This window comes from Paraburkholderia phenazinium (assembly GCF_900141745.1).
Taxonomy (GTDB): domain Bacteria; phylum Pseudomonadota; class Gammaproteobacteria; order Burkholderiales; family Burkholderiaceae; genus Paraburkholderia; species Paraburkholderia phenazinium_B.
Map to the genome: position 1 here is coordinate 2,632,758 of NZ_FSRM01000002.1, position 15,119 is coordinate 2,647,876.

Annotated in this window: 12 protein-coding genes and 1 pseudogene; 3 read left to right on the forward strand and 10 right to left on the reverse strand. The window is 62.3% G+C overall.

Annotated elements, in window-relative coordinates; all coding sequences use genetic code 11:
• Window positions 1-126: 126 nt before the first annotated feature.
• Together BUS06_RS31670 and BUS06_RS31675 are read left to right on the forward strand one after the other, a co-directional pair.
• Window positions 127-1,111, forward strand: a pseudogene (locus BUS06_RS31670) (isopenicillin N synthase family dioxygenase).
• Complete coding sequence (locus BUS06_RS31675; RefSeq protein ID WP_074268256.1) at window positions 1,108-2,508, forward strand: FAD-binding oxidoreductase; 1,401 nt, start codon at window positions 1,108-1,110, stop codon at window positions 2,506-2,508. The pseudogene BUS06_RS31670 and the gene BUS06_RS31675 overlap by 4 nt, the downstream one beginning before the upstream one ends.
• A 41-nt stretch (window positions 2,509-2,549) precedes the next feature.
• Here the strand turns inward: BUS06_RS31675 and BUS06_RS31680 are convergent, their stop codons facing one another.
• The 3 genes from BUS06_RS31680 to BUS06_RS31690 form a co-directional block, all read right to left on the reverse strand.
• Window positions 2,550-3,338, reverse strand: a complete 789-nt coding sequence (locus BUS06_RS31680) for a hypothetical protein (RefSeq protein ID WP_074268257.1) — start codon at window positions 3,336-3,338, stop codon at window positions 2,550-2,552.
• A gap of 112 nt (window positions 3,339-3,450) precedes the next feature.
• Complete coding sequence (locus BUS06_RS31685) at window positions 3,451-6,855, reverse strand: alpha/beta fold hydrolase (RefSeq protein ID WP_074268258.1); 3,405 nt, start codon at window positions 6,853-6,855, stop codon at window positions 3,451-3,453.
• 14 nt (window positions 6,856-6,869) lie between these two features.
• Complete coding sequence (locus tag BUS06_RS31690) at window positions 6,870-7,661, reverse strand: hypothetical protein (protein ID WP_074268259.1); 792 nt, start codon at window positions 7,659-7,661, stop codon at window positions 6,870-6,872.
• Between the two features lie 335 nt (window positions 7,662-7,996).
• On the opposite strand from BUS06_RS31690, the gene BUS06_RS31695 reads away from it, so the two are divergent.
• Window positions 7,997-9,814 (forward strand): ATP-binding response regulator, encoded by a 1,818-nt coding sequence (locus BUS06_RS31695; protein ID WP_074269409.1) that lies wholly within the window; start codon window positions 7,997-7,999, stop codon window positions 9,812-9,814.
• On the opposite strand, the gene BUS06_RS31700 is transcribed toward BUS06_RS31695, so the two are convergent.
• The 7 genes from BUS06_RS31700 to BUS06_RS37635 form a co-directional block, all read right to left on the reverse strand.
• The gene (locus BUS06_RS31700; protein WP_074268260.1) at window positions 9,780-10,511 is read right to left on the reverse strand and encodes a response regulator transcription factor; all 732 of its coding nucleotides are present in this window, start codon (window positions 10,509-10,511) and stop codon (window positions 9,780-9,782) included. The two genes, BUS06_RS31695 and BUS06_RS31700, sit on opposite strands and share 35 nt — an antisense overlap.
• Window positions 10,512-11,089: 578 nt before the next feature.
• Complete coding sequence (locus tag BUS06_RS37980) at window positions 11,090-11,266, reverse strand: hypothetical protein (protein WP_167379451.1); 177 nt, start codon at window positions 11,264-11,266, stop codon at window positions 11,090-11,092.
• Window positions 11,241-12,245 carry a cytochrome d ubiquinol oxidase subunit II gene (gene cydB, locus BUS06_RS31705; RefSeq protein WP_074268261.1) on the reverse strand — a complete coding sequence of 335 codons (1,005 nt, stop codon included), beginning with the start codon at window positions 12,243-12,245 and terminating at the stop codon, window positions 11,241-11,243. The genes BUS06_RS37980 and cydB overlap by 26 nt, the downstream gene beginning before the upstream one ends.
• Window positions 12,246-12,269: 24 nt before the next feature.
• Window positions 12,270-13,688, reverse strand: a complete 1,419-nt coding sequence (locus tag BUS06_RS31710; protein ID WP_074268262.1) for a cytochrome ubiquinol oxidase subunit I — start codon at window positions 13,686-13,688, stop codon at window positions 12,270-12,272.
• Between the two features lie 286 nt (window positions 13,689-13,974).
• The gene (locus tag BUS06_RS31715; protein WP_074268263.1) at window positions 13,975-14,262 is read right to left on the reverse strand and encodes a helix-turn-helix domain-containing protein; all 288 of its coding nucleotides are present in this window, start codon (window positions 14,260-14,262) and stop codon (window positions 13,975-13,977) included.
• Window positions 14,249-14,581 (reverse strand): type II toxin-antitoxin system RelE/ParE family toxin, encoded by a 333-nt coding sequence (locus tag BUS06_RS31720; RefSeq protein ID WP_074268264.1) that lies wholly within the window; start codon window positions 14,579-14,581, stop codon window positions 14,249-14,251. Before BUS06_RS31720 ends, BUS06_RS31715 begins: the two co-directional genes overlap by 14 nt.
• 210 nt (window positions 14,582-14,791) lie before the next feature.
• Window positions 14,792-15,031: a hypothetical protein gene (locus BUS06_RS37635; protein WP_143787691.1), complete on the reverse strand. Its 240-nt coding sequence runs from the start codon at window positions 15,029-15,031 to the stop codon at window positions 14,792-14,794.
• Window positions 15,032-15,119: the final 88 nt, after the last annotated feature.

Genomic DNA, 15,119 nt, shown 5'->3' on the forward strand with positions numbered 1-15,119 from the left:
GGTGCTTTTGGCGGTATATACAACTGAGAACGCGCGTAGCGCCCGGCTCGCTTTGCAAGGTGTTCGAAGTAAAGGCCGTGCCCGCATTCCTCAGTCATATCCATCTTGCTCACCAGGAGCATTGCGATGCCACCTGTCACCCGCATTCCGATCATCGACTTTGCCGGGGTGCGCGCCGGCGATCCCGCGGCCCTGCAGCGCGTCGGCCGTGAGATTCACGACGCCTGCACCACGATCGGGTTTTTCTACATCGTCAACCACGGCGTGCCGCAGGCGGTGATCGATGCCGCGGAGCACGCGGCCCGCAGTTTTTTTGCGTATCCGGTCGAGACCAAGCGGCGCGTGGCGGTGAATCAGCGGCATCGAGGCTTCAATGCGCTCGGCGACGCCACCATGTACCAGGCGAAGCGGCCCGACTACAAGGAATTTTTCAGCGTCGGACTGGAGTTGCCGGAGGACGATCCCGATGTGCTCGCCGGTCAGGCATTACGCGGGCCGAACAACTGGCCGGACTTTATGCCAGCGTTACGCCCGGCGCTGTATGGCTACTACGAAGCAGTGGCATCGTGCGGCGCGGACCTGTTGCGCGCAGTAGCGGCGGGTCTCGGCGTCGACGAACAGTTTTTTCGCGCCGCGCTATACCAAGCGGATGCAGCGTACGCAGATGGTTTATTACCCGCCGCAGCCGCCGCAATCGGATGCCGGGCAGTTCGGCGTCGCGCCGCACACCGACTACGGTTGCATCACGTTGCTCTGGCAGGATCAGGTGGGCGGCCTGCAGGTGCGCGAAATCGCCAACGACACATGGGTGGACGCGCCGCCCGTACCCGGCAGCTTCGTCGTCAACGTTGGCGATCTGCTGGCGCGCTGGACCAATGACCGGTTTCGCTCGACGCTGCACCGCGTGATCAACGCGTCGGGCCGCGAGCGTTATTCGATCGCGACGTTCTACGATCCGACTTACGGTGCGCTAGTCGACCCACGCGAACTCGGCACCAGCGAAGCCGACCTCAAGTATCAGCCAGTCGCGGCGGGAGACTACATCCTCGGTCGTATCAACGACTCCATGGGTTATCGAAAGAAACTGGCGGCCCAGGGGACGACGGCATGACCGTAAGTACTCCCGCGGAGTTTTTCAGTACGCTGGCTGCCTTGCGCGATGCGCTGGGTGCGGACGCAGTGCGCGTTGGTGAGCAGATCGGCGAGCGATCAATGACCGATTGGACCCGTCACGAACCAACCCGCGCAGCAGCGTTGCTCTTGCCACGCACGACGGAACAGGTGTCGCAGGCACTGGCGATCTGCCATGCAGCGCATCAACCGGTGGTGCCGCAGGGCGGTATGACGGGCCTCGCGGGCGGGGCGATCCCACGCGCCGCCGATATCGCGCTATCGCTCGAGCGTATGACGGGCGTTGAAGAGATCGATCCGGCCTCAGCGACCATGACGGTGCTGGCCGGCACCACCTTGCAGACCGCACAGGAAGCGGCCGCGCAGGCGGGTTTCGAACTGGCGCTCGATCTCGGCGCACGCGGCTCGTGCCAGATCGGCGGCAATCTCGCCACCAACGCCGGCGGTAATCGCGTGATCCAGTCGGGCACGGCACGCGATCAGGTGCTCGGCCTCGAAGTGGTGCTCGCGAACGGCGCGGTGTTGAGCTCGCTCGGCAAGATGGTCAAGAACAATACCGGCTATGACCTGAAGCACTGGTTTATCGGTTCGGAAGGTACGCTCGGCGTCATCACGCGGGCGGTATTGCGGCTGCATCCGCAACGCGCGGCGCGGCATACCGCACTGGTTGCGCTAAACAATTACGATGCTGCGGTAAGTCTGTTGCGGCGGCTGTCGACGCGCTTTGGCAACGATATCGGTGCGTTCGAAATCATGTGGCCTGACTTCTATGACTTCGGTGTTGCATTGACTGGCGCACGCTCGCCATTCGCCGAAGCGCATCCGCTGTATGCATTGATCGAGCACGCCAGCTTCGATGCGGCGGACGACGGCGAGCGCTTCGCTGCAGCGCTTGCCGAAGCGCTCGACACACAGGTCATTCGCGACGCAGTGATTGCGCAATCGGTGGCCGACGCGCGGGCTCTATGGGCGGTGCGCGAATGCACGGCCGAATTCCCGGTACGGCTCGATCCGATCAATTTCGACGTCAGCCTGCCAATTGGTGAGATCGGCACATTCGTCGAGCGTTGCCGCGCGGCACTCGATCGTCAGTGGCCCGGCAACGAGTCGTATTTCTTCGGGCACATCGGCGATTCGAATCTGCACCTCACCGTGGACGGCCGTTCGCTCCCGGGCATCGATCATCACGCCGTGTACGCGTTCGTCTACGAGATGCTGGGACCGCTGCACGGCTCGGTGTCGGCGGAGCATGGCATCGGTTTATTGAAGCGCGAGTTCTTGCCGATTTCACGCTCGCCCGAGGAGTTGGCTGCCATGGCCGCGATCAGGCAGGCGCTCGATCCGCACGGAATTCTGAATCCGGGCAAGCTGTTTTGAAGGCGAGTGGGGCGGACATGGACACCATGCCGCCCGGCATCTCAGTAGGCGGAGTAGTCCAGCAGTTCGTTGGCGTAACGCCGGTAAAGCCAGGACAGGACCGAGGCGGCAAGTCCTATGAAGACGGTGTTGATGAACCCGAATCCCAACGCGAATGCAATCGAGCCCTGCCCACCGGACATTAACAGCCTCGGGCCGAGCACGGCAAATGTGATTGTCCAGATGAGCGTTAGCGGCAGGTGGGCGACGAAACCGACGCCGAGGATGCTCCAGAAATGACCGCGGCTGTCTTTCCATGCCGCTCGCAGCGTAAGCGGGCTACCTAGAGAGACAGCCGGGTAGATCAGGCATAGACGGCAGACTGCATACAGATACGCTAGCGAAATGAGTAACGCGAACAGGAAGAAGCCGCCCGCGCCCATGTGGCGCATGACCGGGATCAGGAGCATGACAAGCAGAACCGTCACCACAACCAGGACCACCGCGAGACCCAGCGAGAAGAGCATGTAGCGGCCGAGCGGTTCGCCGTTGAGGGGCAGGAGAGGCTGGGTGCCTTCGCCGAGTAGCAGGAACCGGTTGACCTTGATGATCACGCACCCGTAGACGACGAGCTGCAGCACCGAGCAAACCAGCTTGACGAGAGGATGACCGGCCCTCGCTGCGAAATCGAGTTCAGCGCCTGGGGCGAGATGCTGAAAGGGAGCGGAGAGCAGGGTGGTGCAGGTGAGGACTGCAAATATGCAGAGGAAGAATCCAGGCATCCGGACGATGGCTTGCCAGGTGCTGATCCAGCTATTCTTGACGCAGTTACCGAAGGTCAATTCTTCCATGGCGTTTGCCGTAGCTGTTAGGGTTTATTGGAGTGATTCGGATCATAAATGAATTTGCAGGCGCGGTCTGCAGGATGATCGAGTCATTCGGATACCGGAGGCACATAGCGCTTCAATGCTCATCCAGATAGCGCAATATCACCGGGTACACGTCCGCCGCCGCGTTCTTGCCGAAGATGCAGTCGAGATGTCCATACCCCGGAATTACATGCCGTTCGTAGTGTTCGGCACCGAAGCGCTCCACCAGCAGATTGAAGGTGGTTTCAGTGCTCACCGGCAGATAGCACCGGTTCTCTGAACCGTGAATGAAGCCGATCGGCAGACGCATGCCCTCCAGATTGGGCAGATAAACGTCCTTGCCGTGAGCGTCCACCACGTGTCCCGCACGCACCATCGTTGCCAGCTGACTGAAAAGCTCGACGTCATGCACGCCGAATAGCTCCTGCAGATTGGCGTGAAGCTGCTCGCCGAGTTGAGCGTGTTCATAGAGGAGACCGTACAAAAACGTCGCGCGATGGCAGAGCGCATTGCCACAGCCTTCGTCGTGTCCAACCGGATAGAGGCGCAGCGCCTCGTCGAGCAGATTGTGTGGCCAGTCATGAGCCCGCGTAAATACCGTCAAGTCCCTGACGCCCAGGTGTTCGAGTATTTCCGGCATGTGCAGACCGGCCTTGATCCGCTGCAATGCACCCGGAACCGGATGGGCCGATACCTGGGACAGCAGGGCCGAGCGCACGCCCTTGAGCCCCGAGAGCAAAGACATGGTGACGGCCATTGCGCCGAAACAATGCGCCACTACCTGGATCTGCTGCGCGCCCGTGATCCGCCTGACCTGCGCGACAGCGGCGGGGATGTCCTCATGTGCGATTGCGTCCGCCGTAGTGGATTCGAGCGCGGTCGGCAGTTCGATGCTCACCCGCAGGTCGACGAGCCATACGTCATAACCGGCGGCGCATAAAAACTCGACAAGGTTGGTGTCGACCAGGTCCGTCGAGAAGATCCGGCTCGACGTCCCCGAGCCGTGCACAAGCAGCACCGGTCCCTTGTTGCCAGCGTGATAGCGCGTCAGTTTTAGTGTCTTGCCGTCCGCTCCGGATGTATTGAACCAGTTCAGTTCCGGCGCCGGCGCGCGTAGGGTGCGCTTCACGCGCGGTGCGGAGGTGTCCTCCGAATCCAGAAACTGCAGCGGCGCCGCGACGCCGCCATATTCAGTGAACAGCACCCCGCCGAAGAACTTGCCGAATTTCAGCGTCCATTCAAGCCGTGTCGCGAGGTCAGGTGTGTGCGTGACTTCGATGGTGCGCATCTGCCTGAGGAAATTCTCGGGCGTGATGATCAGGGTTGCTTTGCCGATCACGGGGGCATCGACGACGTCGGAAGCGCGGATCTGCGCGTACAAAGTATTCGTCTGCGGCCACAGTTCGAGTAGCGACGAACGCGTGATGATCTTCTGTCCTGAGAGGTAGTAACGCGAGCCTTCCACCGTCTCGAGCGTCATCTGGTAGTTCATGTCGCGTCGGTCGACTTCGGTCTGATCGACGACGAACAGGTTGAAATGGCCATCCACGATGGTCATTGGCTGGGCCGACAACGCCGGGCACGTCAGCGTGCCGACTGCGCGTGCAGCGTGCTGAGGGTTGTCGAGCATGTCGGCCAGATCGTCGGATTCGACCGTGAGCGTAAAGCTGATCGGAATGGTGCTCTGAGACGCGCCTGGCTGCGCTGCATCAGGCTCGTAGGTGCCGATCATGGTTTCGGTGAAGCGCAGGCCGATCTTTTGCGGTGGCGGTGGCGCGACGTCGCCGCGCGTTGTGTAGTCGATTTGCCAGCCATGCGCCGCAGCCAGTTGTGCGCAGTTGCGTTCGGCTAGTGCCGAGATCGTCAGCAGTGGATTCACGCCGAGCGAGATCGGCATGACCGCGCCGTCCATCACATACAGGCCGTCATGAACCGCAGCCCCTGTCGTGCCCGAGAACACACGGCCGGCCTGATCGACGCCGCCGTTTTCGGCACTATCCGCCATTGCGCAACCGCCCAATGGGTGCACGGTCACGAGGCGCTCGCCAAGCAGATTCGCGGAGATCGGGTCGCGCACATAGTCGCCGCCCAGTGCGCGCGTCGCCGCTTCGAGCGTCTTTTCGATGGTGGCGTAAATCGGCTGCTTGCCGGCGTTGGGCCAGCGGATGCGTGGCCGCCCATGCTCGACCGTGATCTGTCCGCTTTCGTCGTCGTGCGCCATCACGAGGTACGTCTGCGTGTGGTTCATGGCGCCGTGGTACGGCCCGCGCAACAGGCTCTCGGCGATGCGCGCGTCGGCATCCAGCGTGGCGAGTGTCGACGACGGAGGCTCGGGCATCTTCACGCCTTCGGCCGGCGCGGCGATCCCCATCACGCCCATCATGGCTACTCCGACCGGCCCGGCCAGCGAGCCTTCCTCGATCACGAAGCCATCGCGGACGTCCGGTGTATTGCGGTGATCGATCAGGCCGCAGATCGTGGGTCCGACCGGCGGAATTTCACCGGCCTTGTGCGCGCCCCAGCCGATGCCGTTGATTGGCTCATCGGTGTTGTAGGCAAAGGCGAGCACATCGCCATTGCCGGTGAAGTGCTCGCCGAGTTGCGAGGACACAGATAGCCCGGCGTCACGTGAGCGCAACAGGATGGCGGTCGAACCGAGCGTGCCCGCCGACAGGATGACGATATCCGCAGTGACCGCCAGATCCGGCGCGTCATAGATTTCGCGGCCGAGGTCCACCGGTTGATAGCGCACGAGCCACTTCCGGGTGGCCTCGTCGCGCACCACGGAATGCACGGCTACGCCCGTGAAAATCTGCGCGCCGTGCGCGACCGCGTCCGGCAGATAATTCATGTGGGTCGAATTCTTCGACTCATGGTTGCAGCCTGCATTGCAGTCGCCGCAGCCGATACAGCGTTTCTGTCCGATACCGGCTGCGTTCGGGCCGTCCTTGAAGGTGACCGTGATGGGCGGTCGCGAGAAGCGATCCTGCATGCCGAGTGCCTGCGCCGAGCGCGCGAGCGCATTGAGCTTCGGCAGCGAAGGGAAGTCAGCGGGCACGGGCGACGGTTGCAACATTGCTTCGGCGCGTGCGTACCCAGCGGCAAGGCCGGCCTCGTCGACGCGCACCGCTGCGGGCCAGCGTGGGTCCTGCCATAAGCGCGGATCGGGCCTGAGCGCCACGTTCGCGTTGATCAGCGAGGTACCTCCGAGTCCGCAGCCGACCACCGCATTGACCTCGGCATTGACGTGCACTTCGAGCAAGGCCAGCGGCGAGCCGATCTGCGCAAGCTTAGTGTTGTATTGCACCTGGCTCGCACCCTCGAGTTGCGTGGCGGGAAACTCGCCCGCCATGAATTCGCGGCCGCGTTCGAGCAGGCACACCTTGCGGCCCGCCCGCGCCATCCGGCTGGCCGCGATGGCGCCACCATAGCCCGAGCCCACTACCACGATTTCGTAGTGCGGCTGCATTGCCTGAATGGCGCTGGACAAGCGATCCATCGTGAACACCTCGATTAGGCGGCCACTTCATTCATTTCGCTGTCGGTCGATTCGGCGGCGAGCAGGTTCAGCGCGATCAGGATCGCCGCGCGATTTTCGACGTCGATCTCGATGCCCAGTACGTCGACCAGCCAGCGGCCGATCTTGGTATTGGAAAAATCGGCGGCGTCGTCCGTCTTTTTCATTGTGACGCCGAGTTTGATGGCGCGATAGTGATAAGAGGGAACGCGATGCTGTGCCGCCACGGCCGAAAGTCCGCCTTTGCATTCCGAGCACCAGCCGAGGCTGCCTGCCAGCACGATCCGCTCCGGTTCGTCGAGGCCGTCGATGAAGGCCCGCGCTGCGAAGCGCACGCGTGCTTCGTCGAGACCGTATTGCAGCAGCACGCTTTCGACCGGGTCTTCGAGCGCGTGAGCGTGCAGGTCGATTTCCTGCGCCATGCCCTCGTTTTCCATCGAGACGTTGCGCTGATGGCCGGCGCTGCGCAGGCAGTCGATCAGATAGCGGCGGAAGTATGCGCACAGCGCGTAGCCGTTGGACGGCGCGCTTTCGGCGCAGGCGTTCGTGTCGGAATGGCCGGGGGTGAGGCGCAAAACCCGGGAAAAGATGAACTGCGCGACCAGTTCTTCCTTGTCCTCGCCGAGCGCCTGCAGTTCGAGCGGATGGTAGGTCCGCAGCGCCCGTTTCACCAGATCCACCATCGAAACCATTTCGTCACCGGACAGTTGGGTGCGACGGCGCCACAGATCAGGCAGGATCGCATTGTCCAGATTGCGGACGAACTCGCGGCTCGGTACAGCGCCCATGAAAACCTCCGTCGAAGGATGGGTCAAGCGCGCGGTAGGCCCCAGTGCGGGGCGGCGAGGGCTGTGTGAACCGGCCCGGTGCCGCGCTGGAAAGTGATCCCAGTATGGTTTTTGCGCGCGGCTTCGCCTATATGGATTAAGTGATAGCTGACAGGTAAACTGCCGGGTAAACCAACGGCGCCGATGGTCTCAAACGGCCCGCTGGCGCTAGCGCCGCCTGATGCCATGCACCATTTCGGTCATCCAAAGCGGCTGAAGGCCGCCTCTTGCCCGCAGCACTTCACCATCGAAATAGCTGGACCCGGCAGCAATAACCTTGCATGGGAGACCGCACGATGCGGGCCGATCCTGTCCAGCGAGCGATCGACGAGGACCTGGTGCGGGTGCTGTACGCCCAGAATCCGATAGCGTTCTTCACTCACTGGTTCGCCATAGCGGTGCTCGTGTCGATCTACTGGGTCGACATGCCGTATCCGCACCTGTTCGCCGCGTGCTTTGGTTTTTACGCGGTGGCTAACTTTGCCGCCCTGGGGCTGTGGCTCTGCAGGCGCCGCTGGCCCAACGCCATGACGGCGCGCAACTGGATCAGGCTGCACGCGGTGCGTGGCGTGTTGCTGTACAGCGCGCCGGGGCTGGCGATCTGGTTCGCGTTCCACAGCCGGCAAGCGGATCTGCCGGTGTTGCACACCGTCATGCTGGTAACGCTGGCGGCGGGCGTGTTCATGTCGAATGGCTTCGACCTGCTCAACTTTTCGACCGGCATCATCTTCGTGCTGCTGCCGGCCATCGTGCTGCTGTTCGGCAGCCACAACTTCGATCGCACCATCCTGGCGATCGTCCTCGCGTTCTTCTTTTGCGCCATCAACGTCTATGCGATCAGCTATCGCAAGCTGTTCCAGCGGGTCGTGCAGGCGCGCGTCGATCAGCAGCAACTGGCGGAGTCGCTCGCCGCGCAGAAGCATGTCGCGGAAGAGGCGAGTCTCGCCAAGACGCGCTTCTTCGCCGCGGCGAGCCACGACCTGCGCCAGCCGCTGCACGCAATCGGCCTGCTGGCGGCGTCGCTGAATGACGTTGCCGTGACACAGGCGCAGCACGGTAAAACCGCCGCTCACATCGTTCATAACGTGGAGGCTCTCAACCAGCTGTTCAACCAGGTCCTCGATCTGGCGCGGCTCGAGAGCGGTGTCACTCAGGTTATCCGGCTGCATTTCCGGCTGGACGAACTGTTCGAGCGGGTTGGCAGCCAGTACCGGCCGCAGGCGGCGGCGAAAGGGCTGGCGCTGCGCATCGCGCCCACCACGATGGTGGTGCACGACGATCCGGTGCTGCTCGAACGGGTGCTGAGCAACCTGCTGTCGAATGCGGTGCGCTATACCGAGGAGGGGGCGATATGGGTGGGCCTGCGGCGCGGCGGGCGGCGTGACGGCGGCTACATCGAGGTGCGCGATTCGGGTATCGGCATTCCGGCAGTCGAGCAGGAGCGCATCTTTGAGGAGTTCTACCAGGTCGCCAACCCGCAGCGAGACGCGCGCCAGGGACATGGCCTCGGCCTGCCGACGGTGAGGCGTCTGGTCGAGCTGCTGGGCGGCGAGTTGCGCCTGCGTTCGGCGCCGGGCCGTGGCTCGGTGTTCCGCTTTCCGGTTCGGGTCGGCGACCCCGGCGGGATTGTGACCAGCCTGAGCGACACGGTGGTGACTGGCCCTTCGGCGCAGGGGCGGCGCGTGCTCTGCATCGACGACGACCCTTCGATTCTCGAAGGCCTGACGAGACTGCTGGGGCGTTGGGGCTGCATCGTGCGGGGTGCGCGCGACGAAACGCTGGCGTTGCAGGCGTTGAGCGAGGGCTTTGTGCCAGACGCGGTGTTGTGCGACTTCCAGCTGGCGAACCATCGCACGGGGGCGCAGGCGCTCACTGCAGTGCGCGAGGCGCTGCGGCGTAGCGGCCACGAAGGGGCTGTGATGCTGCTGATTACCGGCGATATGGCGTCCGGTGAACTGGCGACGCTCGCTGCGCAAGGCATTCCCGTATTACATAAGCCGGTCACGCCGGCACGCCTGCGCCGTACGTTGGAGATCTTGTGGCAGCAGGCGGAGCGGGACGGCGCAGCCGGCAACCTGGCTACAGCGTCCTGCCCGCTTCCAGCCAGCCGTTGATCACGGCAATCGCGGTGGACCGGTTGTGGACGCCGAGCGCCCGGAAGATCACCGAAAGATGCACCTTGATCGTTCCTTCCGCCACACCCAGCTCGCGCGCAATCATCTTGTTGGTCCAGCCGCGGTGCACCAGACGCATGATGTCCTGTTGGCGCGGCGCGAGATTTTCAAGCAGATGCTGCTGATGCGGCTGCAAGGCCTCGACGTGAACAATGGGCTCGGTCACGGATGGCGCGCCCGGCGAACTCCCCGCGCCGCCCGGTGCTGCCTGTGCAGCTTGCGCCGTTTCGCGTACGCCGAGCAGACTCAACGCTTCCATCGGCACATACGCGCCGCCCGATAACACCAGTTCGATGGCCTTCAGCATGACGCTGGCCGGCTGGCGTTTCGGAACGAAGCCAAGCGCGCCGGCCGCGAGGACCGCGCGCATTTCGTCAGGTGATTCTTCAGCGGAAAGCACGACCACCGGTAGCGCCGGGTGTTCCTTGAGCAGGATTTCGAGTGACGCCGCGCCGCTCATGCCGGGCATATGCAGATCGACAATCGCCAGATCGTGATCGGCGTCGGGCCGCGCGGCGGCGGCGAGGGTGTCCCAGGTGTCGGCCTCGTCGAACTGGGCATCCGGGTCGAGTCCGCGCAGCATTCCTTTGACGCCCTGGCGGATCAGTTCATGGTCATCGGCCACAAGAAACTTCATGATGTCTCCGCGTGTCGGCACTGCGCGCTCGTATTTCCCACCATTATTCCGCCGATGCCGGACGCGGATGGCACCTCCCCAAGATACGCCATCCGTCCCGTCAGGCCACCTGCGCGAGCGTGGCCGCGTCTATCGCGTGCCTCGTCGAACGCGAGGCTATGCTGTTGTGTCGCACTGCTGATGCTTCATCATCTTCATCGCCTCACGCCGCGATCATATGCTTGATCGTCGGCCATGAGGCATTCCCCAGGTGGCCAGCGATGCGACCGGTGAGGGCGCATGCGTGGCGCATTCATTTTTATGGTGTTGATCCCCGGCGGGCTGCGGACAGTGTCGGCGATGGATTGGTCTCCTGCGCTGCCGGCTCTGCGGCACGGTCGTGCGTTTTGCACGCCGTTTTGTTTCCATGCGCCGGACGACTGTCTTTGCTGCGGCCTGCAACATAGACGCATGAAGCGGCGCAATTTTGAAGCACAGCATGAGAGGTTTAACAATTGACGCCGTGTGGCCTTGTTTGGCCCGGTGTGACCTCGTCTGGGCCAAGCTGACCGGCGGAGCAAATGGCCGCCGGCCACAAGTCAATTCACAGCGAACAGCGTCAGGTTCATCAGGATCCGGAATGCGAAACCGAGCAACATCGCGCCGCCCACGCCCAGACACCAAAGCGCGATAAACCAGAGCCAGCCGGGCAGCACTCGCTGCGTGGGCGCGGCGGCCGGCTGCCCGGACTTAGTGATAGTGATGTTGGTCGTCATGGCGCACCTTGCCGCGAAATACCCAATAACCCATCGTCGTATAGCTGATGATGACTGGAATGATCACCGCTGCGCCCACCAGCGTGAACATCTGGCTCGAACGCGGCGCGGCGGCCTCCCACAGGGTCATGCTCGACGGAATGGCATACGGCCACAAGCTCACCAGCAAGCCGAGATAACCGATCAGCACGAGCGCGAGCGCCAGCACGAACGGCGTCGTGTGATGCCGGTCGCGCACGGCACGCCGCATGAACAACGCACAGATGGCAACGAGGAACGGCACCGGCAACAAGCGATAGAACAGACCCGAGTCGAACCAGCGCTGGGCGATATTCGGGTCTTGCAGCGGGGTCCAGAGACTGACCACCGCGATGAAGCCGAGCAACACGATCGTCAGCGGCCACACGACGCGATGCAGGCGGCGTTGCAGATCGCCTTCGGTTTTGGCGACCAGCCAGCAGCAGCCGAGCAGCGCATAGGTGACGACGAGGCCAAGACCGGTCAACAGGCTGAACGGCGTGAGCCAGCCAAACGCCGAGCCTGCATAGCTGCCGTCCACGACTGGAATGCCTTGCAGGAAGGCCCCCAGCACGATGCCCTGGAAGAACGACGCGCCTGCCGAGCCGCCGATAAACGCCAGATCCCACAGATGCTTCGTACGATTTGCCTTGGCGCGCAGCTCGAACGACACGCCACGGAAGATCAGGCAGGCGAGCATGAAAATCAGCGGCAGATACAGCGCCGACAACACGGTTGAGTAAACCACCGGAAACACCGCAAACAGACCGGCGCCACCGAGTACGAGCCACGTCTCGTTGCCGTCCCAGACGGGCGCGACGGTGTTCATCATCAGATTGCGTTCTTTCTCATCGGGAAAGAAAGGAAACACGATGCCGATGCCCAGATCGAAGCCGTCGAGCACCACATACATGAAGAGGCCCAGCGCGATGATCGCGGCCCACACTACGGTGACATCCATTTTTTAACCTCGTTACGGTGCGGTTCAGGCTACGTCGGCCAGCTGCTCGGCGGCCGGCATGGGGAGACGCGCGGGGCGGCCGGGTGGCGTTTCCGGCGTGCCGTGGGGCGTCTGGCCGGGCAACGCGGGACCCGAGCGCATCAGCTTGAGCATGTAGTAGATGCCAGTGCCGAACACGAGGAAGTAGACGATCACGAACGCCATCAGCGAGATACCCACTTGCTGCGTGGTAAGCGGAGACACCGCCTGCGAGGTGCGCAGCACGCCGTAGACCACCCACGGCTGACGGCCTGCTTCGGTCGTCACCCAACCGGCCAGCAACGTGATGAAGCCAGTGGGGCCCATCGCCACGGCGAGCTTCTGGAACCACCTGGCGTCATAGAGCCTGCCGCGCCGGCGTACTACCCATGCGGTGATCGACATCACGATCATCAGCACGCCGAGTCCCGCCATCACGCGGAAGCTCCAGAACACGATGGTCGAATCCGGCCGGTCCTGTGGCGGGAATTCCTTCAGGCCGCGGATCTCGCCGTCCCAGCTATGCGTGAGAATCAGGCTGCCCAGATGCGGAATCGACACCGCGTAGCGAGTGGTCTCCGCCTTCATGTCGGGGATGCCGAACAGGTTGAGCGCCGTGCCGCCTTTCTCGGTGTTCCACAGGCCTTCGATCGCCGCGATCTTGGCCGGCTGATACTTTCGGGTGTTCAGGCCGTGCTGGTCGCCGACAAAGGCCTGGATGGGCGTGAGGATCAACAGCATCCACAGCGCCATGGAGAACATCGTCTTGACCGCGGGATCGCGCCGCCCCTTCAGCAGATGCCATGCGCCGACGGCCGCGACTACCAGAGCGGCGACGATAAACGCGGCGAGCGCCATATGTGCGAGGCGGTAAGGGAACGACGGATTGAAGATGATCTTGAACCAGTCGAGCGGCACGACGTGACCATTTTCGACAGCGAAGCCTTGCGGCGTCTGCATCCAGCTATTGGAGGCGAGAATCCAGAAGGTGGAGATCAGCGTGCCGATGGCGACCATCAGAGTCGCACCAAAATGCGCGCGCCGACTGACGCGCTGCCAGCCGAACAGCATGATGCCGAGGAAGCCCGCTTCGAGGAAGAACGCGGTCATGACCTCGTACATCAGCAGCGGTCCGGTGATCGCCCCGGCGAAGCTGGAGAAGCCCGACCAGTTGGTACCGAACTCGTAGCTCATGACGACGCCGGAGACGACACCCATGCCGAAAGCCACTGCAAAGATCTTCGACCAGAACAGACACAAATCTTTGTAGTAGGCCTTACCGGTCTTGAGCCAACGCCATTCGAGGACGGCGATGAAACTGGCGAGCCCGATGCTCAGTGCGGGGAAAACGATATGAAACGAAACCGTGAACGCGAACTGGATGCGCGCCAGGTCGAATGCGGAGATTGTGGATGCGGGATTCATGATCTTGATACCGGAGACAACCTACGCGCATCGACCGATGTCGACGCGCACTGCCGTAAGCAGATGGCGCAAGCGTAGGGGAATGCGCGGTGTTTTGCTGCGTCGCGACGTGCGTCGAAAAGACGCGCGGAGAACGGTGGTCTAGCGATTTTTAGATGCTAAACCCTTGATCGGTATCAAGTTTATATAAGGTTTCGTGAGCGCTGATGCGGCCCCGGAAATTAAAAACTGCGTCAATACACCGCGCTGCAGCAGAGCGCCGGTGACGCCCGTGCTGAACAGTGAATCACGCGATCGAAATGACGAGTTTCTTGCCGCACGCGGCCGCATATTTGCGCAGCGTGTCGATGGACGGCGAGTGCTGTCCTGACGCAAGTGCGCGCTCGAGTCGCGTTACAGCGGGTGCCTTGGTGCCCATGCGCTCAGCGACTTGCGCCTGACTCAGCCCGGCGGCGTGACGCGCTGCGAGCATCTGGTCGAGGAGGGCGAATTCTTCGCGGTTCAGCCGTTCGTATTCGGCGCGGACTTCGGGGTCCGCGAGGGCGTGGGTGCGTAATTCCTTATACGTTGTCACGTTTGATCTCCAGCAGTCTTTTGCGAGCTATGTCCAGCTCGTTTCGGGGCGTCTCTTGCGACTTCTTCACGAACGCATGCAGCATGACGACGCGGCGTTCGACGACCGTGCAAAAGAACACTCTGGCAATGCCCTCCGCTCCCTTCAGACGCATTTCGAAAAGGCCGCCGCCCATGGATTGGGTGTGCGGTTCTCCAAGGTTCGGACCATATGTTTCCATGCGATCCGCCAGTGCGATAAATCGCGCCAGTAGCGTCTTGGGCAGCGAAGCGACCTGGACTTTGACCTTCTCGTTGTAAAAGTCGATCAGAAATGCCATTGGACTCCAATATAACAAATATGTTACTAAAATGCAAGCAGAAAACTACCGGTCGGGACCGGTCCGGCATCGCCTTCGATCAGGCAATACCGGTAGCTTCGCGAACTCGGATGGGGCGACAGGACAGCGAGCGAGAGCAGGGGCGCGACGAACGGCTACGGTAACGTTCAGGATAACGGAGCGAATTGCTCGTGAGAATCTGCCGAATGGTCAGGTCAATTCGGCCGTGTCGTACAAGGCCGTAATAAGTGTTTGAATCTGTAAATTGACAATCTGGATGATTGAACCAGCTAAAGCGATGAGAGCTTGACGCGGCGGGGGAATGCGAGAAAGCGTTTTCTCGAGACCCGTAAGAGCTACCTGGCCGGTCGTTACAAAGGAAGGTTTTTCATCTTGAGACGCGGCCGGGTAGCGGATACTGTCGGGTTCTCGTGTGATCGACCCCGACATGCGAGTGTGGTCCTAGCGGCGTCCCGCCTTCAAAGCGAAGACGCCGTCTTTTTTATGCCTCGTTTTCCGGCGTTTTTTTGCTCGGGTC